Annotated in this window: 20 protein-coding genes; 4 read left to right on the plus strand and 16 right to left on the minus strand. The window is 38.1% G+C overall.

Annotated elements, in window-relative coordinates; translation table 11 throughout:
• Nucleotides 1-241 precede the first annotated feature (241 nt).
• The 3 genes from SCI76_RS02525 to proC all read right to left on the minus strand — a co-directional run bounded on the left by SCI76_RS02525 (nt 242) and on the right by proC (nt 3655).
• On the minus strand, nt 242-1504 hold the full coding sequence (locus tag SCI76_RS02525; protein WP_328180164.1) for a glutamate-5-semialdehyde dehydrogenase: 1263 nt from the start codon (nt 1502-1504) through the stop codon (nt 242-244).
• Nucleotides 1505-1618: 114 nt separating this feature from the next.
• On the minus strand, nt 1619-2725 hold the full coding sequence (gene proB, locus SCI76_RS02530) for a glutamate 5-kinase (protein WP_328180165.1): 1107 nt from the start codon (nt 2723-2725) through the stop codon (nt 1619-1621).
• Between the two features lie 87 nt (nt 2726-2812).
• Entirely contained in the window at nt 2813-3655 is an 843-nt protein-coding gene (proC, locus tag SCI76_RS02535; RefSeq protein WP_328180166.1) for a pyrroline-5-carboxylate reductase, read from the minus strand.
• Between the two features lie 450 nt (nt 3656-4105).
• On the opposite strand from proC, the gene SCI76_RS02540 reads away from it, so the two are divergent.
• On the plus strand, nt 4106-7666 hold the full coding sequence (locus SCI76_RS02540; protein ID WP_028413400.1) for a CheR family methyltransferase: 3561 nt from the start codon (nt 4106-4108) through the stop codon (nt 7664-7666).
• On the opposite strand, the gene SCI76_RS02545 is transcribed toward SCI76_RS02540, so the two are convergent.
• From SCI76_RS02545 to SCI76_RS02555, 3 genes are read right to left on the minus strand one after another with little or no spacing between them, the layout of a single operon-like run.
• The gene (locus SCI76_RS02545) at nt 7663-8283 is read right to left on the minus strand and encodes a hypothetical protein (protein ID WP_328180167.1); all 621 of its coding nucleotides are present in this window, start codon (nt 8281-8283) and stop codon (nt 7663-7665) included. The two genes, SCI76_RS02540 and SCI76_RS02545, sit on opposite strands and share 4 nt — an antisense overlap.
• Nucleotides 8280-8987, minus strand: coding sequence for a cobalamin-dependent protein (locus SCI76_RS02550; protein ID WP_308012831.1), 708 nt, complete (start codon nt 8985-8987; stop codon nt 8280-8282). Before SCI76_RS02550 ends, SCI76_RS02545 begins: the two co-directional genes overlap by 4 nt.
• Complete coding sequence (locus SCI76_RS02555; RefSeq protein WP_328180168.1) at nt 8981-11515, minus strand: AAA domain-containing protein; 2535 nt, start codon at nt 11513-11515, stop codon at nt 8981-8983. The genes SCI76_RS02550 and SCI76_RS02555 overlap by 7 nt, the downstream gene beginning before the upstream one ends.
• 301 nt (nt 11516-11816) lie before the next feature.
• Between SCI76_RS02555 and SCI76_RS02560 the strand changes: the two genes are divergently transcribed.
• A complete protein-coding gene (locus SCI76_RS02560; protein ID WP_328180169.1) occupies nt 11817-12824 on the plus strand; it encodes a LysM peptidoglycan-binding domain-containing protein in 1008 nt (335 codons plus the stop codon).
• 20 nt (nt 12825-12844) lie between these two features.
• Here the strand turns inward: SCI76_RS02560 and SCI76_RS02565 are convergent, their stop codons facing one another.
• From SCI76_RS02565 to SCI76_RS02580, 4 genes are all read right to left on the minus strand, one after another.
• Entirely contained in the window at nt 12845-13321 is a 477-nt protein-coding gene (locus SCI76_RS02565; protein ID WP_098112586.1) for an N-acetyltransferase, read from the minus strand.
• Nucleotides 13322-13323: 2 nt separating this feature from the next.
• Nucleotides 13324-13530 carry a zinc ribbon domain-containing protein gene (locus SCI76_RS02570; RefSeq protein WP_047751005.1) on the minus strand — a complete coding sequence of 69 codons (207 nt, stop codon included), beginning with the start codon at nt 13528-13530 and terminating at the stop codon, nt 13324-13326.
• Nucleotides 13531-13695: 165 nt separating this feature from the next.
• Nucleotides 13696-14517: an MBL fold metallo-hydrolase gene (locus tag SCI76_RS02575; protein ID WP_407545017.1), complete on the minus strand. Its 822-nt coding sequence runs from the start codon at nt 14515-14517 to the stop codon at nt 13696-13698.
• A 290-nt stretch (nt 14518-14807) separates the two neighbouring features.
• Nucleotides 14808-15017, minus strand: coding sequence for a cold-inducible protein YdjO-related protein (locus SCI76_RS02580; protein WP_014460174.1), 210 nt, complete (start codon nt 15015-15017; stop codon nt 14808-14810).
• 144 nt (nt 15018-15161) lie between these two features.
• On the opposite strand from SCI76_RS02580, the gene SCI76_RS02585 reads away from it, so the two are divergent.
• Nucleotides 15162-15611 carry a MarR family winged helix-turn-helix transcriptional regulator gene (locus SCI76_RS02585; RefSeq protein WP_014460175.1) on the plus strand — a complete coding sequence of 150 codons (450 nt, stop codon included), beginning with the start codon at nt 15162-15164 and terminating at the stop codon, nt 15609-15611.
• A 63-nt stretch (nt 15612-15674) separates the two neighbouring features.
• Here SCI76_RS02585 and SCI76_RS02590 read toward each other — a convergent pair whose 3' ends face one another.
• Together SCI76_RS02590 and SCI76_RS02595 are read right to left on the minus strand one after the other, a co-directional pair.
• The gene (locus SCI76_RS02590) at nt 15675-16094 is read right to left on the minus strand and encodes an organic hydroperoxide resistance protein (RefSeq protein ID WP_016764045.1); all 420 of its coding nucleotides are present in this window, start codon (nt 16092-16094) and stop codon (nt 15675-15677) included.
• Nucleotides 16095-16250: 156 nt separating this feature from the next.
• Nucleotides 16251-17459 (minus strand): DNA polymerase IV, encoded by a 1209-nt coding sequence (locus SCI76_RS02595; RefSeq protein WP_047751006.1) that lies wholly within the window; start codon nt 17457-17459, stop codon nt 16251-16253.
• A gap of 164 nt (nt 17460-17623) precedes the next feature.
• Between SCI76_RS02595 and SCI76_RS02600 the strand changes: the two genes are divergently transcribed.
• Complete coding sequence (locus SCI76_RS02600) at nt 17624-18202, plus strand: DedA family protein (protein WP_048020980.1); 579 nt, start codon at nt 17624-17626, stop codon at nt 18200-18202.
• Between the two features lie 48 nt (nt 18203-18250).
• Here SCI76_RS02600 and SCI76_RS02605 read toward each other — a convergent pair whose 3' ends face one another.
• From SCI76_RS02605 to SCI76_RS02620, 4 genes are read right to left on the minus strand one after another with little or no spacing between them, the layout of a single operon-like run.
• Nucleotides 18251-18730: an RNA polymerase sigma factor gene (locus SCI76_RS02605; RefSeq protein WP_028413409.1), complete on the minus strand. Its 480-nt coding sequence runs from the start codon at nt 18728-18730 to the stop codon at nt 18251-18253.
• A gap of 16 nt (nt 18731-18746) precedes the next feature.
• Entirely contained in the window at nt 18747-20756 is a 2010-nt protein-coding gene (locus SCI76_RS02610) for a DUF6449 domain-containing protein (RefSeq protein ID WP_048020982.1), read from the minus strand.
• On the minus strand, nt 20731-21630 hold the full coding sequence (locus tag SCI76_RS02615) for an ABC transporter ATP-binding protein (RefSeq protein ID WP_028413411.1): 900 nt from the start codon (nt 21628-21630) through the stop codon (nt 20731-20733). Before SCI76_RS02615 ends, SCI76_RS02610 begins: the two co-directional genes overlap by 26 nt.
• Nucleotides 21623-22012, minus strand: a complete 390-nt coding sequence (locus SCI76_RS02620) for a GntR family transcriptional regulator (RefSeq protein ID WP_013083081.1) — start codon at nt 22010-22012, stop codon at nt 21623-21625. The genes SCI76_RS02615 and SCI76_RS02620 overlap by 8 nt, the downstream gene beginning before the upstream one ends.
• Nucleotides 22013-22024 lie beyond the last annotated feature (12 nt).

Raw genomic sequence — 22024 nt, forward strand, 5'->3', positions numbered from 1 at the left:
CTTTGAGGAATAATACGGCGTCTTGAAAGACTAAAATAAAAATGAAGTTATAACAAAGCAGATAGCAGTTGCTTTTCTTAAAACAACGGGATAGTCTGAAAAGAACAAAAATGAAGATCACAAAAATTATATATTTTACTATTATAACAGAGTTTATAATTTTTTACAAATCAGCTTCCATTTACTTGTTTTGCTTTTCATAAAAAAAAGCGAGCACATGATTAGGCTCGCTTTTGATTTCTTATCGAGTTTGTCCGTTTCCACTCATAATATATTTAATTGTCGTAAGTGCAGGAAGTCCCATTGGACCACGTGCATGAAGCTTTTGAGTTGAAATCCCAATTTCAGCTCCAAATCCTAAAGCTCCTCCGTCAGTAAAGCGCGTAGATGCATTATGATACAGTGCGGCTGCATCAACTAATGACATAAAGCGTGAAACGGCTTGTTCATCTTCTGAAATGATGGCTTCGGAGTGTTTTGTTCCATATGTTTCGATATGGTCAATCGCTTCATCCACACTCTCTACTACTTTCATCGCAATTGCTAAGCGTAAATACTCTTCAGCCCAGTCTTTTTCAGCCGCTGGTTTTGCTCCAGGAATTTCACCTACTGTCGCTTTGTCACCATATACTTCAATACTATGATCGTTGAATGCTTGAATCAATTCATCTTTATGAGAATCGAGCCATTTTTTGTGTACAAGAACCGTTTCTGCTGCGTTACACACCGCTGGTCGATCTGTTTTTGCATTAATTAAAATCGGAATGGCCTTCTTAACGTCAGCTTTTTCATCGATGTAAATATGACAGTTTCCGACTCCCGTTTCTAACACGGGAACGGTTGCGTTATTGACGACCGCTTGAATCAATGAAGCCCCTCCGCGCGGAATCAGCACGTCAATATGCTCTTTCATTGTAAATAATTCTTGCGTAGCCGCACGATCTGTACTTGAAATAAACTGTACCGCTTCTTTAGGAATTGGCGTTTCATCAAGAGCTTTATGAATAATGTCCACGATAGCTTGGTTAGATGAAATAGCTGAAGAGCCGCCTTTTAACACAATAGCATTTCCAGATTTCAACGCTAGCCCTGTTGCATCTACCGTTACGTTTGGACGTGCTTCATAAATCATTCCGATCACGCCAAGAGGCACGCGTACTTGCTTTACATCTAGACCGTTATCCAATGTCCAGCTTGATAAAATATCGCCTGTTGGATCATCTAGCTCAGCAACTTCACGAAGGCCGTTTGCAAATTCTTTTACACGTTCCGCTGAAAGAGCAAGGCGGTCCATAAGCGCTTCGTCAAAACCTTTTTCTTTCCCGTTTTTTAAGTCTACTTCATTTGCTTTTAAAATATACTCCGTGTTGCTTTCAAGTGTAGAAGCAATCGTTAACAGCGCATCGTTCTTTTGCCTTGTTGTTAGTAAACTTAATTGCTTAGCTGCTTTTTTTGCTGAAATAGCTTGTTCTTCTACTGAATACGTTTCATTTGTTTGTAACACCAAATCACTCCTGGATTCGTTTTAGTTTTGTTTGATTTTAAAGTGTGAGGCATAAGAGGTAAATGCAATCATGCAAAGAAAAGGAAGGGCTCCTTTTCTTTACAGCATGTTTGCTTACAAACCGACCGGTACTGGAATTTCTAAGTGACACACTAGACCTTCGCTGTCAACAATCGGTTGATCAATTGGCTCATTCAGTGCAAGTTCATCAGATGAATAATTTGTCACGCCAAGAGCCAGCTCATTGTCATCTTTATCTAGAATACGTACAACTGCTCGTTCACTAAAGTGTCCTTTAATATATTTAACATGCTCGCGAAGTAAAGGCTCTTTATCTTCAATAATTGCACGTTTCGCGGCATCTTCGACTACTATTTCCCCTTCAGGACCAGAGTTAAACGCAATCCACTGCTTTTTCTGATTAAGGTTCGCAGAATCATCTTCAGATTCAAAATACGTTCCTGTTGCATCTCCGTCAACCGCTTGTGTTAAAATTTTTGGCACGCCAGCTCTTCCTAAAAATGCTGGAATTCCTGACGCCATAGCGATTTTGAACGCGTCAATTTTCGAGCGCATACCGCCTGTTCCAACTGAACTTCCTGAATCTCCTGCAGATTCTTCGATGTCTTGCGTGATTTCCCCTACGTGAGGAACTAATTTTGCATTTGGATCCTGACGAGGGTCTGCGCTGTATAAGCCATCGATATCCGATAAAATAATAAGCAGGTCGGAATCCACTAGTCCAGCAACTTTAGCTGAAAGTGTATCATTGTCGCCAAATTTTAATCGATTGATGGTTACCGTGTCGTTTTCATTGACAATTGGTACGATACCACGTTCTAACAGCACATTAATTGTATTTCGTGCATTGTTGTAACGATTTTCGTCTGAAAAATCGTCTCTCGTAATTAAGATTTGAGAAGCAACGTATCCATGTGATAGAAACAGTTCTGAATAAGCCTCCATTAACAGTCCTTGACCAATTGAGGCAGCTGCTTGTTTTTCAGGTAAAGAGCTAGGTCGCTCTAAGCAGCCAAGCTTGCGGTATCCTGCAGCTACAGCTCCTGATGAAACCAATAGCACTTCATGACCGCTGTCTTTTAAGTCTACGACTTGATCCACAAGGCGCTCGAGCTTCCGTCTGCTGATTTCACCGTGTGAACTTGTTAATGAACTACTTCCAATTTTAATTACAACCCGCTTCTTATTGTCGGGACTCATCAAATCACTCCTAGTGTGTTCTGTATGTTTTCTTGTTTATGATTATTTTTTTGTGGTGAGGAATTCACGAAGAAGATAAGTGACGAATTAATTAGTACTTGCCACTTTTTGTAGTTGAGCACTCATTTCTTTTGAACGCTTTGATGCTCCTTTGACTGCTTGCATCATTGCTTCTCCGCCGCCGTGTTTAGCTAAGGCGTCTAAACCAGCTGCTGTTGTACCGTTTGGAGACGTCACATTTTCACGAAGCTCCGTCGGCGTTTCATCTCTTTCCATCATCATTCTTGCTGCACCGTAAATGGTTTGGGCGCCAATTTCACGTGCTAGCTCAGGATCGAGACCTTCTTCTTTAGCTGCTTTTTCGATATGCTCCATAAGGAAATAAAAATAAGCGGGTCCACTTCCGGCAATTCCTGTGAAAATGTCCATTTGAGGCTCATCAATCACGTACACTTTTCCGATTGCAGAAAGCAGCTCTTTTGCTGTTAGCACAGCATCCATTGCAGCATATTGACCTGGAGACATAGCCGTTGCTGATTGCTGAATCATACTTGATGTATTCGGCATCACTCGAATGACCTGCTGTTCATCATGCAATAACTCTTCCATGTAAGAAGATGAAATCCCTGCAAGAACAGATAGGACAAGCTGGTCTTTGTTGATTTGAGGCTTTAATTCGTTTAATGCCTCTTCAGCGCCTTTTGGCTTCATCGCTAGAATAAAAACGTCAATGTCATCTGTTTTCAGCTCGCTGCGCTTTACTGCTTTGATACCATATCTATTTTCAAGTTCGTGCAGTCGCGCATCATTGCTGCGATTTGTTACGATAATATTTTCAGCAGGTAATTTCTTTGCATTGACCATACCAGAAATCATCGCTTCTGCCATTGATCCAGCACCTAAAAAAGCAACTTTTTGTTTTTGATCCATCAAATCTCCCCTGTCATTTGTTCGTATTTTTGTTCTCGTTTCTTTCAACGGTTCCTATAGTAACATGCTGAAAAAGAGTGTCAAGTTGAATTTAACCGTTTTTTTCCTCCTTGAGCGTATAACCTTATGCGTATGTAAGCGTAAACAAAACTTTTTTAAATATTTTTTTCTGCAAAAAAAAACGATTTTTTTATAAAAATACGTTTATATAAGGAAAATCGGGGCATACTATATAGTTTGGACTTTAAAATTTTTTTGCGAAAAATAGAGGAATTTTGAAAACGTTATTTGAACAATATAATAGGTTTGCTAAAATGAACCTATGTACCAGCATCTTGGTTTTTTTTGAAAAATTTACTTTTGATGTAAACCACGCTGTGCTGTCGACATTAAAATAAACAAAACGACATACAATCTAGGAAGTGTCGAAACATTATTGGAGGTTCTATTATGAAGAACAACTCGTTTTCTACAGTTCCATCGTCTTCAGAAGGAATAGAAAAACAGGATTTACACGTTGTGGGAATTGGCGCTTCTGCCGGAGGGTTAGAAGCTATTGAGCAGTTTTTCGCTAATATGCCTTCACCAAATGGAATGGCGTTTATTATTGTACAGCACCTTTCCTCTAAATATAAAAGTTTTATGCCAGAACTTTTAGCAAAAAAAACAGGAATGAATATCAAACTGACACAAGACGGGATGACTTTACAAGAAGACACAATTTATTTAAATCCTCCCCATCATTATGTGACCGTTGTGGATCATACTCTTCGCCTTCGTCCTTATGAAGAAAATGATCAGGTAAAGTATCCGATTGACGCCTTTTTTCATTCTCTGGCCGCTGCAAAAAAACACCGGTGCACAGCCATTATTTTATCGGGAAAAGGAAATGATGGAACAGGAGGAGCAAAAACGATAAGAGAGTATGGCGGAACTGTACTTGTACAAGATGAAAGCACAGCAAAGTACAGAGATATGCCCCTAAGCGCTATTGATGCACACCTTGCTGATTATATTCTTTCTCCTGCTGATATGCCTGACCTTGTGCAAACGCATGTCAGCCAAACTGAATTTACATATAATGAAGAAACGCTGCAATACATTTATTCATTAATAAAGAAGAAAACAGGCATCGACTTCTCTATGTACAAAAAAAACACGGTGCTGCGACGACTTGAAAAAAGAATGGCTTTACTCGATCCGCCCTCTCAAACGATGGAAGAGTACCGGGACTATTTATGTAAGGAAGCCGAAGAAATCGTCGAACTGCAGCGAGACCTGCTGATTGGAGTGACGCAATTTCTTAGAGATAAAGAAGCATTCTCTATTATTGAAGAACAAGTCATCCCTCAATTAGTTGAAAGAAAGATTCATAGCCAAGAAGATGAAATCCGCATCTGGGTAGCAGGTTGTTCTACTGGTCAAGAAGCATATACATTAGCTATTTTGCTTCATGACTATTTATCAACAATCAACCGTTATTTCGATGTCCGAATCTTTGCTACGGACATCGATCGTCATGCAATCAAAAGAGCGAGTCAAGGCATTTATGAAGAAGCGGAAGTTCATTCCTTCTCAGCAGCTCAAATTAATGAATATTTTGAGCAAACAAAACACGGTGGTTATCAAGTTAAAAAAACAATCCGTAAAATGATTGTTTTTGCCCCGCATAATATAGGAAAAGACTCGCCTTTTGTAAACGTTGATTTAATCAGCTGTCGAAATATGATGATTTACTTCCAAGCTGAACTGCAGCAGCGCATTCTGTCTCTTTTTCATTTTTCTTTGACAGAAGAAGGCGTACTTTTTTTAGGCCCTAGTGAAACAACGGGAAATTTGTCTGATTTGTTCCGCCCTATCAACAGTAAGTGGAAAATATTTAAACGTTCGGGGCAGCCCAGCCGACAAATTACAGGAGCTTTTAATCTTTCAAAATCCAGCTTGCATGAAGGTGATTTTTCTAGCGTACCGCTGCCAAGTCAACTTTATAAGCCTCTTCCTTCGCTTAAATTGGATGAGATGTATCAGTCAATGATTGATCATTTTATGAGCCCTTGTCTTGTATTAAATGAATACAACGAAGTGATATTTTGTTCAAAAGAAGCGACTCAGCTTATTAACGTTCCTGTGGGGAAGATTAATTATACCATTTTCAAAATGGTTCCCGTTCACGTCTCTTTAGCCATTGGAGCAGCTATTAAACGCGTAAAAGAGCAAGGTATGAGCGTATGCTGTCAGCACATTGAATTTGTCATAAACAACGTGCAGCGCCGTTTTAATATTACTATATCTGCCCTTCCAACAAATCACTCTCTTTACTTACTTATGTTTGATGAACAGACAGATAGTGCCATTATTGATAAGGAAGAGCCCATGTTTCTTAATCAAACAAGCTCTATTAGTGAGCTTGTAGTAGATTTAGAGCAAGAGCTTCATTACACACAGCAGCATTTGCAAACGACGATTGAAGAGCTAGAAACAGCAAATGAGGAGCTAAAGTCCACGAACGAAGAACTGATTGCTTCCAACGAAGAGCTGCAGTCCACAAATGAGGAATTGCAGTCTGTTAATGAAGAGTTAATTAGTGTTAACAACCAGTACGAGCGAAAGATTGAAGAATTAACGGACTTAAACAACGATATTGATAATTTATTAATCAGTACAACTATTGCTACCATCTTTTTAGACGAGCAGCTGAATATTAAATTATTTACGCCGGAAACGAAAACAGTGATCAACGTTCTTCATCAAGATATCGGAAGACCTTTCTTTCATATTTCGCATAACTTTAGATATGACCATCTAATCGAGGACGCAATGCACGTTTTAAGAACAAATAACACCCTTCAAAAAGAAATTCAAAGCTACGATAACCAATGGTATAGCATGAAAATGATGCCTTATCGTACGAACGAAAATTTAATTAACGGTGTAGTTATTACGTTTATTAATATTACAGAAATTAAACGTTCAAATGAAGAATTGGCTATTACATCATTTGCAGTAGCTCACAGTCCTACGGGCATTTTTATTACCGATCATCAAGGTAAAATTAAGTACATTAATCAAAAATTCATGGAGCAAAAGCATGCGCCGCAAGAAGTATTTGGGCTGCACCTCTACGACTTGTATACAAAAAAGCTAGGCGTTAAAAGATTCCCTAAAATTTGGAATGAAGTATACAGAGGAGAAAAATGGAACGGAGAAATTTCCTACGTTCAAGAAGACGGGGAAACCGTTTGGGAACAGTTAGCCTTAATGCCTGTTAAAAATGATCAGGATGAAATCATCCATTACATTGGTTTAAGTGAAGACATTTCCCAGCGCAAACAGTCGGAAATGATGCTCAAAAATTCAGAGATGCTGTCAGCACTTGGACAGCTGGCTGCCGGCATTGCTCATGAAATACGAAATCCTCTTACATCATTAAAGGGCTTTTTACAGCTTATGATGCAAGAAGAAACGTATAAAAAAGAATATATGGACGTCATGATGTCCGAGTTTAACCGCTTAGAGCTGATTATTAGCGAACTGCTCATTCTAGCCAAACCCGAAGTCGTAAAATATGAAAATAAGCAGATAAATTTAATTCTTCAAGACGTATGTACACTGCTGCATACACAGGCCATTCTTAAAAACATTACTATTTCAACAGATTTTGAAGAAAAATTACCTGTTGTTCATTGTATTGAGAAAGATATGAAACAAGTATTTATCAACATGGTGAAAAATTCTATTGAAGCGATGGATGACCCCGGGTCTATTCTAGTGGTATCTAAATTTGATCCAGATACAAATCAAGTAGTCGTCCAAGTGATAGATGAAGGAAAAGGCATGCCGAAAGATCGATTAACACGAATTGGCGAGCCTTTCTATACAACAAAAGAAAAAGGAACAGGATTAGGATTGATGGTGAGTCATAAAATCATTAGTAATCATAAAGGAAGCATTTCGTATGATAGTGAAGAAGGCAAAGGAACAACGGTAGAAATCCGATTGCCGCTTTCTTAATGTACTTTGTTCTTCTGTCTTAAGCAGTCAAGCTCCTGATTAATTAAATCTTGAATGTCAAACAAATGTGTAGTGACCAATTCAATATACTCTCCTTTTCCTGCTTCAATTACGTCGGAGCGGATAATACTTAGGAGGTCTTGAATGGTTAGCACATTTGTTTTCATTTCTCGAAAATGACGCTGAAGATCAACTAGCTGCATTTTTTTCGCCGTTTCTACATCTGTTTCTCTGACCGAAAAACCTTGGTTCACTTGTGGTGAGTCTTGCATAAGTATAGAGCGAAACTGTTGAAGGGTTGATTGAACACTCATCATATGCTCATGAATAGGATAGCAGAAAACAGCATGCAGCGAATGGTACGCTTCAGGCTTAAAATGAAAATCAAAAAGAGCAACCGGGTTGGAAAACGTGCGCATATTTACTTCGATTTGCACTTCTTCCTTTCCCTGGAGTGCTCTTTTTACTTTTTCTTGGCTGTCTTCATCAACTAGATCTAAAAAGTTCTGAACAGGCGGGAAATTTTTCGTGACGCTTGGTGTAAATTCAATTATTTCGTTGTCTTTATTGAGTAAAAACATTGGAACCGGAATGTGTTGAATCGGCAAACTGATCATATTTCTTCCCCCATTACTAACATTTTATCTTGCGTCGAACTTTCTTTATTGTTGATTAGAAGCCAGTCTTTAAAAGCTTGAATATGATTAATGAATATAGTTTTTGAAGATCCTGAAGCCGATAAATCATGCGTGCTGAGAAGCCTGCTGCCCACTAATACAAGAGGACTTTGCGACATGCTTTCAATCTCAGCAATGTATTTTTGTAAATCAGGCAGCAAATGCACTTGTGAGACGGACAAACATACTACATCAGGATCCCATCTTTCAATGCTTTTTAGAGCGAACGGCAGCGGCAAGTTTGCTCCTAAGTTTTTAACTTCCCATCCGTGTTCGCTCATAAGTCCTGCAATCATTTTAATGCCTAAGTAATGCTCTTCTCCTTCAATACAAAAAAGAAGTGCTCGATTACGCTGAAGCAATTGATGCTGTGATAGCTGAAAGCGAGTTAACACATAGTCACAGGTTGCAGTAGCCAAATGCTCGTCCGCGACTGAAATTTTATTTTCTTGCCACCTTTTCCCTATCTCATACATCGCTTCTGTCAGAAACGTATATACGTCAGTTGAAGAATGGCCTTCTTCTATATATATAGCAATGAGCAGCCAGCTTTTTTGAACGTCTCCTTCTAGCAAACAATCAGCTAAAGCCGCTACACTACGAGAGTAAACGATAAGATCACGCCCTTTTCCTAAAGTTACAATAGATCTCTAGGCAAAACTTCTTTTTTGCAAGATGGACAACATGCGTAGACGCCTTTATTTTCATCATACTCTACGTTCATCGGCTGCTTGCATGCTCTACATACAGCATGTACGTAGTTTAAATATTTTTCCACTAATAAACGTGTTGCCCCACTTGTTTTCCCGCAATAATAGCAAATAAACCTTACTTTTCCTTTTTTTGTTATCTCTACTTCTCGCATATGCTGACAGGATTCACAGCGATCCCAGCTACGAAGGTAATTACTCAAAGAATATTGTGGTTTATTTGTTTCTATATACATTTTTGTTTCTTGATTTCTTGTTTTATCTTCTGTAAAATCAATTGACCGAATAAGCTGTTTAGCGCCTAGCTTTGACTCAATTCTAGCTGCCATAAACGCTTCATTTTTTCCGCCGTAAGGCATATTAATCCATATAGTGGATTCATCGATGATAAGCAGTGACATCGGAACAGCAGATGAAATGACATGAGCACCGTCAATTCGAACTTCTTTTGGTTCACGAGTAAGAATGGTCACTTCACCTTTAAATGAATGTAACATCTCCCGTATTTCTTGAGGAACAAGCGAAGCATAAGGAATACACAATAAAATCTGCTGCCGAGCTTGATATAAATCTTTTTTTAACTGACTGCTGTTCGATGGATGGTACCAAATCAATTTCCGATGCTGAATGACTTCTTTTAAAAATTGCTGAGGTTGGTATACTTTTTGATTTTCGTTAAAGTGGTTGACCAACTTCCAGAACGCTCGCTCCTTTGGTACACGCTGCTGGACAAACGACTCGTCTGAAAGCATCATAAATTTTCCTCTTGAACGCGTCACCGCTACATTTACCAATCGGTCGCTATTTTCATTTGTTAAAAGTAAACCTGGTTTTGACTGCGGCTTTGTATCGACCGTATCAAAAATCATGATATCTCGTTCCGCGCCTTGAAATTTGTGTACGGTTGCTGCGATTATATCGCTGGCTGGTTCAATATCTTGAAGAAATGCATTAATCAATTTAGCTTGAGACTTATAAGGAGTCACATAGCCAATAGTAGCCGAAGAAGCTTTGCGTGCCCGCAGTATCAAACTTACCGCCAAAACAGCTGTTATCACATTATAGCGTGAACCGGAAGCGACATCTCGCATAGCGGAAGAATGCAACTGACCAATGTTAAGCATAAGCGCTGCTTCATGAGCAAACGGCCGGCTGCTTGCTACTACTTCTCGACTTGTTGTGACAGATGGATGATTCCCTACTCGATTGCTGTAAATATAGCGATTTGTAAAAGCTGAGATATCTTTATGCATTCTTCTTTGCTTTTTCAACATAAAAAGATGCGGATGGATCTCACCGCTTTCTACTTGCTCTACAAGACCCGTCTGCTCAAATAAATCTCGCTGCAGCCACTTCTTCACTTCAGCATGAGAAGATTGAGATACCGGGGGAAGCTGTTTAAAATCGCCGCATACGACAATTCGTTTTCCTAACGTAGCTGCAAAAGCAATTTGCGGTGCATATGCCATGCTAATTTCGTCTACCACAACCATATCAAATTCACTTTGATAAAGTAATCGGTCAATAGCCGCTTTTGATAAAGTAGTGCCTACAATATACGCTTGATCAAAAACATTTTTCTCCGCTTCAATCCACTTGTTACGAAGGGCGTTTAGCTTTTTATTAACTTGCTGAAGCTGGTGAGCTCTATTGGGATACCTGCTTAAGTAAACTCGTTCTTCTTGCAAATCACGCATCTCCTGAGCTAAATCCGGATCACCTTCTCCAATGACTTCTTCTACTTTTATATTTTCTAAGCCGCTGCTTTTTGTTGCGCCGTATCGAATGAGTTTTCCTTTTTTCCAAGCTTCTTTCTTTTTTAACTGACGTGCAGTTTCTTGCAGCAAACCGTCCACCGCTGCATTACTGTGAGATAATAAAAGGACACGCTTTGATTTCCGGTAATAGCTTGCCGCGATTTTGGACAGCGTATATGTTTTCCCTGTTCCAGGAGGCCCCCAAATATAAGTAGTACGGTTATAACGCGCTCGCAGCAACACTTCATGAAGAGCGTTCTTAGACGTATACTCCTTATGACGAACAGGACTATCGCCTCTCATAAGACGTTTGATTCTTACTATTTTTTGCTTGTAGTCTTTTGCTTCCGTCAGTCTATCAATGAGCGCCTGCAATAATTCCCATGGTTCGTTATATATATCGAGTTCGTCTACTTCTTGTCCAATAAACGCATCTATTTTAAGGTACAAATCAAATCCTTCCGTTCCGATAACTTCTCCTTTACTTTCTTTATGCTGGTGGACAAGGCGTACCTGAGCTCCATCAAAAAGGTATAAATCGGCTGTGCGTTCAAACCGGTAAAGATACGCATCTCCCTGCTGCCCTAAGTACTCTCCTTTTCCTACCGTATACTTTTCTCCGCCGTGTTTCTTCATATAATTAATCTCAATTGAAAGTGCGCGCACCCATGCTTTTAAATATGAAGAGATAGAGCGTTTTTCCATAGATGTCTAACTCCCTTTTTATCCGTTCATTTCTAACTTGTCTATTCTATCATGTCATTTGAATATAGCATAGCTTCTTTCTTCTTCATTTTTATAAAAGCAGAATACCTTTTTTACTAGTATATCTCTCCAGACAAATTAAGACTTTTTTCATCATAATCGTAAAAAAACTGCGTTTTTTCTATATTTTTAGACGTATTGTTACAAACTTGTAATATAAAACCTACCATTTTGTCATGAGTTTGTTACATATTGCTGATAGAATAAGAGACAACTATTGGAAATAAAGGAGAATTATTAGATGAAAAAACACATTTTTACATTAGGGGCCACAGCTTTAGTATCAATTGGAATTGCAGACGCAGCATCGGCTGACACAGACACGCATAAAGTAAAAGCTGGAGAAACGTTATTCAGCATCTCACAGCAGCATAATGTAACAGTTGAGGACTTAAAAAAGTGGAATGGTCTTTCTTCCACACTAATTTATGCAAACCAAACATTACAAATTGGATCTACATCTACTGACTCTTCATCTAGTTCAACTCCAACTACAACATCTTCAAATCATACATATACAGTAAAATCAGGTGACACGCTTTATCGTATCGCTAAAAACAACGGTACTTCTGTACAGCAGCTAAAAGAGTGGAATAACTTATCTAATCATTTAATTTATGTGAATCAAGTATTAAAAATAAACGGAACAGGAACAGTTTCATCATCACCTTCAGCACCTGTACAAGAAAAAACAAACGAAACGCAGGCATCCCCGGCTCCTAGCAACAGTAAAAGTTATAAAGTTCAGCCTGGAGATACAATGTGGAGCGTAGCACAGCGACACGGCATTTCAATTTCACAATTAAAACAGTGGAATAACTTATCGTCTAATACGATTTACATTAATCAAGTGCTACAAGTAGGCGGACAAGCTGCAGCTCAGGCGAAACCATCAACGCCATCACCTGCTACTCCTTCAACACCGGCACCTGCTCCAGCGCAAGAAAGTAAGTCGGTTTCGAAAGAGATTACGGTTGAAGCAACAGCTTATACTGCTTACTGTGCGGGCTGCAGCGGAATCACTGCTACAGGCATCGACCTAAGGTCAAATCCTAATCGAAAAGTAATTGCAGTTGATCCTCGCGTGATTCCATTAGGTTCTCGCGTATACGTAGAAGGTTACGGAGAAGCAATTGCTGGAGATACTGGCGGTGCCATTAAAGGTACTCGCGTTGATTTATTTATGGCATCTCAAAGCTCAGCTTTAAATTGGGGACGCAAAACGGTAAAACTTCAAATTTTAGATTAATCATTAAAAGCAGAAGCGTGTTAGTCGCTTCTGCTTTTTAATTTCTTTTCAAACATAATCATATCGATAGCTTGCAGGCCATTCTCGTAAATTGGTGGAGCGTACTGCAAAAAGAAATTCTTTTTGACACCGCTTTGATAAAAGCCTGCCTTTTTATAAAATGCTATGTTTTCAAGACTGGAGTCCGCTGTTCCTACAATCATTTTAGAATATTGGTTACGTTCATACAGTACTTCTAACTTTTTAATGACTTTGCTGCCGATTCCTTTTCCTCTGTATGCTTCTTTTAAACCGATATTCTTTACTTCTACTACCGATTCCTCTTCATCGGTGAGGCACTGCACAACTCCTATCTCCTTCTTTTCATACACAATGGTAAATAAGGAACCTTCATTTATATACGACTTCACTACTTTTTCGTCTTCATCCCCTATTAATAGCAGGTTTAGATAGGAAGCGTGCCGGTCTTTATCAATTTCAATAAGGTCGATACTCATTTTCATCCTCCGAAAAATAAGTCAATAATATTGCTGCCTCTTGAAGATGCTTTATTATATAGCTCTGAATACCCGCAGCTCGTGCAATATACCACAGTAAATTGATTGTGCTGAACGTCTAAGTATCTAGACAGCCCCGTTCCCGTTGTAGCAATTTCTTTTGTTTTTGCTTCTGTATGTCCGCATTTTACACAACCGTTTTTCCCCATTGTCATACTCCTTTACAAATAAAATAACTTCCTATTTATATAAACGGATATAAAAGGAAAAAGTTTCATTAAATTGATAAATAAAGGAAAGTAAGAAACCGCATCTCCAACAGAAGATGCGGTTTCTTACTTTTAATATCAACGGGATGACTGTACACTCGATTTCTATAACAGCAATTCTCTTTTCATAATTTCAACGTTTTTCTGATGACATTGTGCCGTGAAATCAGATGGAAATGCCAATTTATCGTTTAGCTTATCAAGCGCTTCTTTACTGTCTTCTTTCACTGCAGCTTGCAGTTCATCTAAATAAGAGCTGGCCATCTCCACTCGTCTTTGAATTTCAGCTCGGTGATGTGTCGTTTTTCCGTGTCCGGGAACTAGCGTTAGATTTTGGTGCTTAGCTAAAATGTGTCGCGCAGTAGCAAGCGTGTCGCGGTAATCGTTTACACTTTCATATATGTACGGATATTCAAAGTCCGATAAATAATCCCCTGCGATCCATATTGAATTATCGACAATCATAAATAGTCCATCGTTTGTATGACCTTTTGCAAAATAACAGGTAATAGATGTTTCACCTAAGGTAATGTGCTGTTCATTTTCGGTTACCACAATATCCAGCTCCGGGAATATAATATCATGAGATCTTTTTATATAATAGTCATGATCAAACTGCTTAATCATTTGAACTTTTTCTTCTTTGTCCGGATGATTTTTTAAAAATTTGCTGCCGATAAAGGTGGCATTTAATTCTAAGAAAGCGCCATACCCAATGACATGATCAAAATCTCCGTGAGTAAAAAATACATACAGCTTGCGATGATTTAAGATCTCTTGAACATGCTGTTTAATTTCATTAATTTCGTGAGGAAGCCTTGTTGGATCAACAACAATCACACAGTCTTTTGTTTCAATCACTGCAGATGTTGTTTGAAATAGCGCGCTTTCAAAAACCGTCATTTGCTCCGTTTTGTATTGAATCATAGAGAACAGCTCCTTATTTTTTCTATCACCCTTATTATAGCGGAAATAGAAAGATAAGGGCGCATATGACGATTTATAAAACGAAACTATGCAAGATGTGATAAAATGCGGAACCAGCCAAACAATGAAATCCAAATAGGAATACTAAATAAGGTTCCCCAAAATAAACCTTTCAAAAAGTTCCCTTGATTCATTCTGATATTCCTCACCTTCATCATATGTTGGTTCTTAGTCTAGCTAAGCTTAATGAAATTTTAGTGAAAAATAAAAAAGAAGCAGCTGCTTCTTTTTTATTTATTATAAAATTGGTGGTCGTACTTAATTTTCGGCAGCTCGCGTACTTCCTGCGACATTCCTGTTCCGCACATCGGACAGTTATAATCAACCGTAACAAAATCTTCTCTCATCCACCCATTACATGATTCAGATTGACACGCATATACAGTCGTATCCATCATTTGATCTACTTCTTCTTCTACGGCTTTTTTTGCAAAATACATGTGCACAGCTCCCTTTTTTTCTTAGTATATGTAAAATTCCCATTTTTTATTTACAGCTTGATCACTTTTTCATCCAGCGTTATTGGACACCCCTATTTAATTGTGTATAATTAAATAAAAAGCAATAGACTGGAGGCAACATGAATGGAACAACTTTATAAGCAGCTGCAGCTAGAAAATCAGCTTTGTTTCTCAATTTACGCCACGTCTCGAGAAATTACAAAGGTGTACAAGCCGCTGCTCGATAAATTAGGAGTAACCTATCCGCAGTATTTAGCCCTTCTTGTTTTATGGGAACATGAAACACTCAGCGTGAAAAAAATGGGCGAACTTCTGTATTTGGATTCAGGCACCCTTACTCCTATGCTAAAAAGAATGCAGGATCAAGAATTAGTGATTCGTGAGCGTTCTCATGAAGATGAACGCGTTGTTTTTATTAGTTTAACCGAAAAAGGAAAAAAATTACGTGATAAAGCTTGTCATATTCCAGAAGAAGTTTTTAGCATGACAAATAAGTCACAGGGAGAATTAGAAAAGCTGAAAGAAACGCTGCAGGAGTTACTGCAATCACTGCATACGTACAATCAAAAATAGACCATATAAAATTGCACATAAAAAAAACGCCTGGATTTCAGAAAAATCCAAGCGTTTTTTTATTTACTCAACCGTTGTATTTAACGTTACGTTAACATTTCCGCGCGTTGCTTTAGAATACGGGCAGAATTGATGTGCATCTTCTACTAGCTTCTCAGCTACTTCTTGTGAAACGCCTTTAATATGAGCGTTTAACACCACGCCAATTTTGAATCCATCATCAGTGTGGTCTTTTAGTAGACTTACTTCTGCAGTAATAGACGAATCAATGTCTTTTTTTTGTTTTTTAGCGATTAAATTTAAAGCGCCGTCAAAACAAGCAGAATATCCTGCTGCAAACAGCTGCTCGGGATTTGTTCCTTCTTTTTTGTTATTTGGAGAAGGATTTACAAGGGTTAAATCAATAATACCATCATCTGATTTAACTCGACCATCTCGGCCTCCAACCGCTGTTGCTTTAGATGTAAATAGTGCGTCTGACATAAGATCACCTCATAGATTATTTTATGTAATTTCATTGCAGACAATCAAAAAAGTCGCAATCAAATTCATTTTGTAATCACTTTGATTACCGTGATAGTAATGTACTTCCCCTTCTATAATGAGTGTAAACCTATTATTTTATACAAAAAAAGAGAGTTACCTCTCTTCTTTTCCTCTTTGTTTTTTTAAACCGCTTTGAATAATGTTATCTCCATATTTTTCACGCAAACTTTCGACCGCTTTGTATAAAGGCTCTTTTTTTGCTTGTTCTCCGTATGTAAACAAATCCAACTGTTCTTCTTCTTGAAGCTGGTGACTCACTTGAAGAGCAGCTACGCCCAATAAACGAATCGGTTCTCCGTTCCAATGCTTTTGAAATAATACCGCACTGTAATGAAAAAGATCGTTTGGCTCGCTAATTGCTTTAGAAATAGTTTGGCTTCGAGTAATGGTTTTAAAATCACTATATCGTATCGTTAACTGAATCGTTTTGCTTACAACTTTTTTCGCTTTCATACGAGAACTCACTGAGTGCGATAGTTTATTTAAAATAGGCAGAACTTCATGTTCATCTACTGCATTTTGAGATAGCGTCGTAGAGTTTCCAATTGATTTAAACTGTGATTGGCGATCAGGGTTCACCTGTCGATCATCTTGGCCCCACGCTCGGTCTCTCATAACTTCTCCTTTTACTCCGAGAGTTTGTTTAAGAAGACCGGGAGCGGCATTTGCTAGATCACCGATCGTCACCACCTTAATCGCATTTAGCTTTTCAGCTGTCTTCTTACCGATTCCGTGCATTTCCTCTACGGCTTTTGGCCAAAGAACTGTTTGGACATCTCTTTTTCGAAGAACGGTAATTCCTAAAGGTTTTTGCATATCACTTGCCGTTTTGGCTAAAAATTTATTCGGTGCGATTCCAATTGACACAGGAATTTGCAGCGTCTGTATTAAATGCTGCTGAATGGACTTTGCTATGTCAAGAGGAGAGCCTAATTCAGCACAGTTTGTAATATCCAAATAGCCTTCATCAATTGAAGCGGGCTCTAAAAGAGGTGAAATGGTTACTAAATAATCAAACATGTTTTTGGACACTTGGCGATATAATGGAAAATTAGGCTTTATAACAACCAGCTCGGGGCATTTTCTTTTCGCTTCCCAAAGAGGCATAGGCGCATACACTCCGCGTTTACGAGCAATATAGTTACAGGTTACAACAATTCCTCTTCGTTCTTTTGGATTGCCAGCAATAGCAAGAGGCTTATCTTTGAGCGTATGATCATGTGCGGTTTCAACAGATGCATAAAAAGCATTAGCATCAATATGAAGAATAACTTTGCCGTTTTTAGGGTACATCATTTTCATACTATCACCTCTTTCTGTATAATTAATCCCCGAAAGAAGAACGTACATTCTTATTTATTATAACTCTTTTTTCCTAAGTTGTGCGTACCTATACTTTATTTTTATTTTGAGCGAACACTGTGTGTCACTCTCTCGTATTCTAATGAAGAAAGGAGGAAGAAAACGTGATTGATCAGCTTATCGGAGCCATTAACCAATTAGGCTACGGATATTTCTTTTTTATCATTTTAGTCGGAGCCAACCTTACTCCTATTCCTGACCCAGTGTATATTATGCTTGCAGGCAGCCAGGCTACGTCTCCATCCGTTCAGTATATTCCAGCTTTTATACTTACCTACAGCGGCATGATGCTTAGCTTATACCTCAAGTTTTTGATAGCCAGTCTTTTTTCAGCTCAGGCGCTTGCGCTATTAAAACGCCCGCGATGGGAAAAGAATGTTATGAAAGTTGAGCGAACGATTCAAGAATATGGATCTCACGCCATCATCGCAAGCTACTTTTTACCAGGAATGCGACATGTGATGCCTTTTTTTCTCGGGGCAAGCGGAATGAAGCATCGTCATTACATTAAAGTCTCATTTTCTTTTGGTTTCATTTGGACGCTGGCTTTATTTATTTTCGGTTCCTTTTTTAATACGACATCTTCTTATACTGATGTGATTGAGATCACTTTAGCTTTTTGTGCGATCAGTTTGATTATCTATGTCGTTCAAAGAAGAAAAATACGAAAAAAACAGCAGTAGTTTGTGTAAAAAAGTTCTTTTTCACAAACTGCTGCTGTTTTATTTATATTAAATGACTTCATTATATCCCTTCACAAAGTATTTGCGCGCGCGGTAAAGAGCTGATTTTAACGTAGTCATCTGCATATTTAATAACTCGGCAATTTCTTCATATTTAAATCCTAATCCATATTTTAACAGAAGCAAATTGCGATACTTAGGATTCAATTGATTTAAAATCGCCTGACATTCAGCCGCTTCTTCATTTCTGAGGACCTGCTGAATAGGCGTATACATAACGGGTTCTTCTTTGTAAGAAGACGTATAGCGGTCTTTCACTATTTTACGCCTTCCTAAATCACAGCGTTTATTTAATGCGACGCGAAACATCCAAGCTTTTATTTTTTCAGGATCGACCATTTCTTGTTTTTCTAAATATTTTAATGCTACTTCTTGCGTAATATCTTCGGCGTCTTGTCTATTCACACCATTTTTTAATAAATAAGCCAGCACCTGATTTAAATAATCTTGTAATTCCTCGCCGCACATAATAAGTTCTCCCTTGTTATTTTAGTTTTTCTTTTAGTTCTGCTGGCAGTTCATTTTCATTCAACATATAAATCTGAGGAGTATCTACTTGGTCTTTGTAATAAAAAGCAACAAGATAATCTCCCGTGTCTCGTAAGTTCGCATGTTGAAGAAGTGTTTCTACCTGCTGATTGTTTTTTACTTTAATTGCTTTCTCATCCTTCATTAGAGATGTAAACTCTTCTTGAAGACGATAATCGTTTTTAAGATGAGAAGAATTTTTAAACACTTCGGTTTTTTCTACGTCCTTTGGCATGAGACGAGCACGTTCATATAAACCCTCTTTTTTCAGCCATGCTTCTACTTCGCTATAAGACTTATCCCAAGATGCAGTTTGTACATACTGTCCTTTTCCATCCATAAACTCAATTGAAGCCCAGCTTTCTTTTGTGCTGTACATTTCATCAAACGTTTCGTTCATCATCGACTGTTTGACTACGTGTATAAGTTCTTGTACTTTATCTGGATTTGTAATGTTGATTGAATTTGACTTTCCTTGAACAGAAAAACTCACGCTTTTAATTTTATCCGTGTTTTTTGTTCGTAAAAGCGGATGGAAATTTTCTTTGTATTCTTTTGTTTCTGCAATTTCTTTATAAAAAGCTTTATAGTCTGAAAATGGAATAAAGTATTCTCGGACCATTTGTTTTCCATTTTTTAATTTATAAGCAAATACAGCCATTTTACCGTTTCTGCTTTCTATTTCACTTTGTTTATCAGGATCCAGCTTCTTATCTTTAGATGCTGTAATTCGTTTTTGCAGCTGACGAACACTCTGAATCGTTTCTTTACTTGTATAGTAATATGGAGCTTCATAATAGCCATTCATTCCATTTGCATAGTTTTCAGGTTTATCAGTCAATGGATATATATCTTCATCGAAATATACACTTTCAATCTCTGAAGCTGCCGGTACTTTAGTAGAGTAGCCAAATACATCTAAATGAATGATAAAGCCCACAATAGCTGCGGCTATAACAAAGCCTAGATACCCTTTCCATTTCGTAAAGATCCGCCACGTTTTATTTAAGATAATTTGAGCAACTATATAACCTATTAATGAACCAATAATATAGCCCACGACCATCCATGAAAATTCACCTTTCATGCTAATAAAGTAAAATCCGCCTAACATGAGTGAACAAGCGGTTACTCCGTATACGAATACCGGTTTTAACCAGCTAACTGAAATGGTTTGCGTAGCAGCTTCTACTTTTCTTTTTTGGTAGGTGATTAAAGCAATGATGTAAAATAAGACAATGAGTCCAATATAAACAAATGCACTAGTAGAAAAGCTTTTATGAGCTACCATTTGCGCTACGTGTGAAAACGGAACAAGGCTGTCAACATTTTTGTTCACGTAATAGTCATACGCATAACCGTACCAGTAAAACTTTACATTAGATATAGCTAAATAAGAGATTCCGCCAGGTAGAAGAAATAGAACATATAAAAAGATTCCTTGGAGGACAGACATTCCGGTGAACATTCCCGCTAAAACAGTTCCAGTCAGCACAAATAAGTTAATTAAAATACTGTAACCGACCCAGCTTAGAACATCTCTTGTTGTATAAACATCCTCAACGGTTAAAACTCCTTTAACGGCAAAAGTAACGACTCCCGTAATTAAAATAGGAACAACTAAAACCAACGCGCCCAGAAGCATATTTTGATGAAACAGCGTAAAACGCTTAATTGGTAAACTATGAATATAGTCAGCCGCAACCTTCGTTTGGATATATCTAAATAGAAAAATACCAAGTAACACTGGTACAACAAACATAAACACAAATTCCAGCCCATCCAATACGTTAAATAGCGTATCTGGTTTTTCTATATAAGGCTCTACCTTTCCTGTGAAAGTGAAAATCAGTTGTAAAGGTAAAGCGAACAGCAGTACTAGCAAGTATACAAGCCCAATCCATCCCACGTTTCTCATGGATTGAATCCACATGCCGCGGTTAAACGATGATGTTTTCGATTGCATAACCCACATCCCCCATTTCATAAATAAAGATTTCTTCCAGCGTAAGTGGCAAGATGTCAAAAATTAAAGGCTTATACGATCGGACTTTGTTGACTAAGTGATTTTCTTTTCCTCGAACAATACAAAGCAAGACGCTTCCTCGTTTTTCTTGATATAAAATGTCTAGCGTGTCATAAAGCGCTAGCGGCACATCTCCTTCGAATGCAACTTGAATTTTGTGCACATCAGACTTTAAATCATCCAGCTCTTTTTCAATTAATAATTGACCGTGATGCAAGATGCCTACATGATCACACAGATCTTCCACTTCTCGCAGGTTATGTGACGAAATTAAAATCGTCATTTCCCGTTCTGCCACGTCTTGAACAAGAAGGTTTTTGATTTTTTGACGCATTACCGCATCTAAACCGTCGAGCGGCTCATCTAAGATAAGTACATCAGGCATAGCAGACAGCGCTAACCAAAATCCTACTTGACGCTGCATTCCCTTGGACATTCTATGTACCTTTTTATGTAATTGAATTGGGAAAGCTTCTTTTAATTTTTGGAACCGTTCTTCGTTCCAAGTCGGATAGACGCTTCTATAAAAAGACGCTAATTGCTTAATCGTTGTTTGAGGGAAAAAATAAAGAGAATCTGGCATAAAAATAATACGTTCTTTTAAACCAACGTTTTCGAATACTTCCTCGCCGTCTATGGCAATCTTTCCGTGATCCTGCTTGTAAATACCTGCAATGATTTTTAATAGCGTTGTTTTCCCTGCCCCGTTGGAGCCAAGCAGTCCGTAAATAGATCCTTTTTTTATAGAAAGCGTGACGTCTCTTAGAGCTTCCATTTCTTCAAACTCTTTTTTTATCGCCTTCAGTTCAATCACTATCGCTTCCTCCTTTTACTGCTTTTTCAGCCTGTGAAATAAGTGATAGAATTTCATCTTTGTCCATTCCTAAATACATAGCTTCTGCCAACAGCTTTACTAATTCTTCTTTCATCTTTTTCACCTTCTCGTTATTTAGTGTATCAACTTGAGGCGTTACAAAACTTCCTTTGCCTGGAACTGAATAAATATAGTTTTGATGTTCTAGTTCACGATACGCTTTTTGAATTGTATTTGGATTAATCGTTAATTCTTTTGCTAACAGCCGAACAGATGGAAGCTTTTGATCGGCCTTAAAGACTTCATGAATAATAAGCTCTTTCAATTTATCTACTAATTGCTCGTATATCGGCTTACGACTACGAATATCTAAATCGAACATAGTCTGCCTCCC

This window comes from Priestia sp. HNGD-A6 (genome assembly GCF_045784335.1).
GTDB classification, from domain to species: domain Bacteria; phylum Bacillota; class Bacilli; order Bacillales; family Bacillaceae_H; genus Priestia; species Priestia zanthoxyli.

Excerpts from the sequence above, each read along its gene's own strand:
- proB (WP_328180165.1), bottom strand. The coding sequence starts at position 2,725 with ATGAGTCCCGACAATAAGAAGCGGGTTGTAATTAAAATTGGAAGTAGT.
- proC (WP_328180166.1), bottom strand. The coding sequence starts at position 3,655 with ATGGATCAAAAACAAAAAGTTGCTTTTTTAGGTGCTGGATCAATGGCA.
- SCI76_RS02540 (WP_028413400.1), top strand. The coding sequence starts at position 4,106 with ATGAAGAACAACTCGTTTTCTACAGTTCCATCGTCTTCAGAAGGAATA.
- SCI76_RS02545 (WP_328180167.1), bottom strand. The coding sequence starts at position 8,283 with ATGATCAGTTTGCCGATTCAACACATTCCGGTTCCAATGTTTTTACTC.
- SCI76_RS02555 (WP_328180168.1), bottom strand. The coding sequence starts at position 11,515 with ATGGAAAAACGCTCTATCTCTTCATATTTAAAAGCATGGGTGCGCGCA.
- SCI76_RS02560 (WP_328180169.1), top strand. The coding sequence starts at position 11,817 with ATGAAAAAACACATTTTTACATTAGGGGCCACAGCTTTAGTATCAATT.
- SCI76_RS02565 (WP_098112586.1), bottom strand. The coding sequence starts at position 13,321 with ATGAGTATCGACCTTATTGAAATTGATAAAGACCGGCACGCTTCCTAT.
- SCI76_RS02570 (WP_047751005.1), bottom strand. The coding sequence starts at position 13,530 with ATGGGGAAAAACGGTTGTGTAAAATGCGGACATACAGAAGCAAAAACA.
- SCI76_RS02575 (WP_407545017.1), bottom strand. The coding sequence starts at position 14,517 with ATGATTCAATACAAAACGGAGCAAATGACGGTTTTTGAAAGCGCGCTA.
- SCI76_RS02580 (WP_014460174.1), bottom strand. The coding sequence starts at position 15,017 with ATGTATTTTGCAAAAAAAGCCGTAGAAGAAGAAGTAGATCAAATGATG.
- SCI76_RS02585 (WP_014460175.1), top strand. The coding sequence starts at position 15,162 with ATGGAACAACTTTATAAGCAGCTGCAGCTAGAAAATCAGCTTTGTTTC.
- SCI76_RS02590 (WP_016764045.1), bottom strand. The coding sequence starts at position 16,094 with ATGTCAGACGCACTATTTACATCTAAAGCAACAGCGGTTGGAGGCCGA.
- SCI76_RS02595 (WP_047751006.1), bottom strand. The coding sequence starts at position 17,459 with ATGAAAATGATGTACCCTAAAAACGGCAAAGTTATTCTTCATATTGAT.
- SCI76_RS02605 (WP_028413409.1), bottom strand. The coding sequence starts at position 18,730 with ATGTGCGGCGAGGAATTACAAGATTATTTAAATCAGGTGCTGGCTTAT.
- SCI76_RS02610 (WP_048020982.1), bottom strand. The coding sequence starts at position 20,756 with ATGCAATCGAAAACATCATCGTTTAACCGCGGCATGTGGATTCAATCC.
- SCI76_RS02620 (WP_013083081.1), bottom strand. The coding sequence starts at position 22,012 with ATGTTCGATTTAGATATTCGTAGTCGTAAGCCGATATACGAGCAATTA.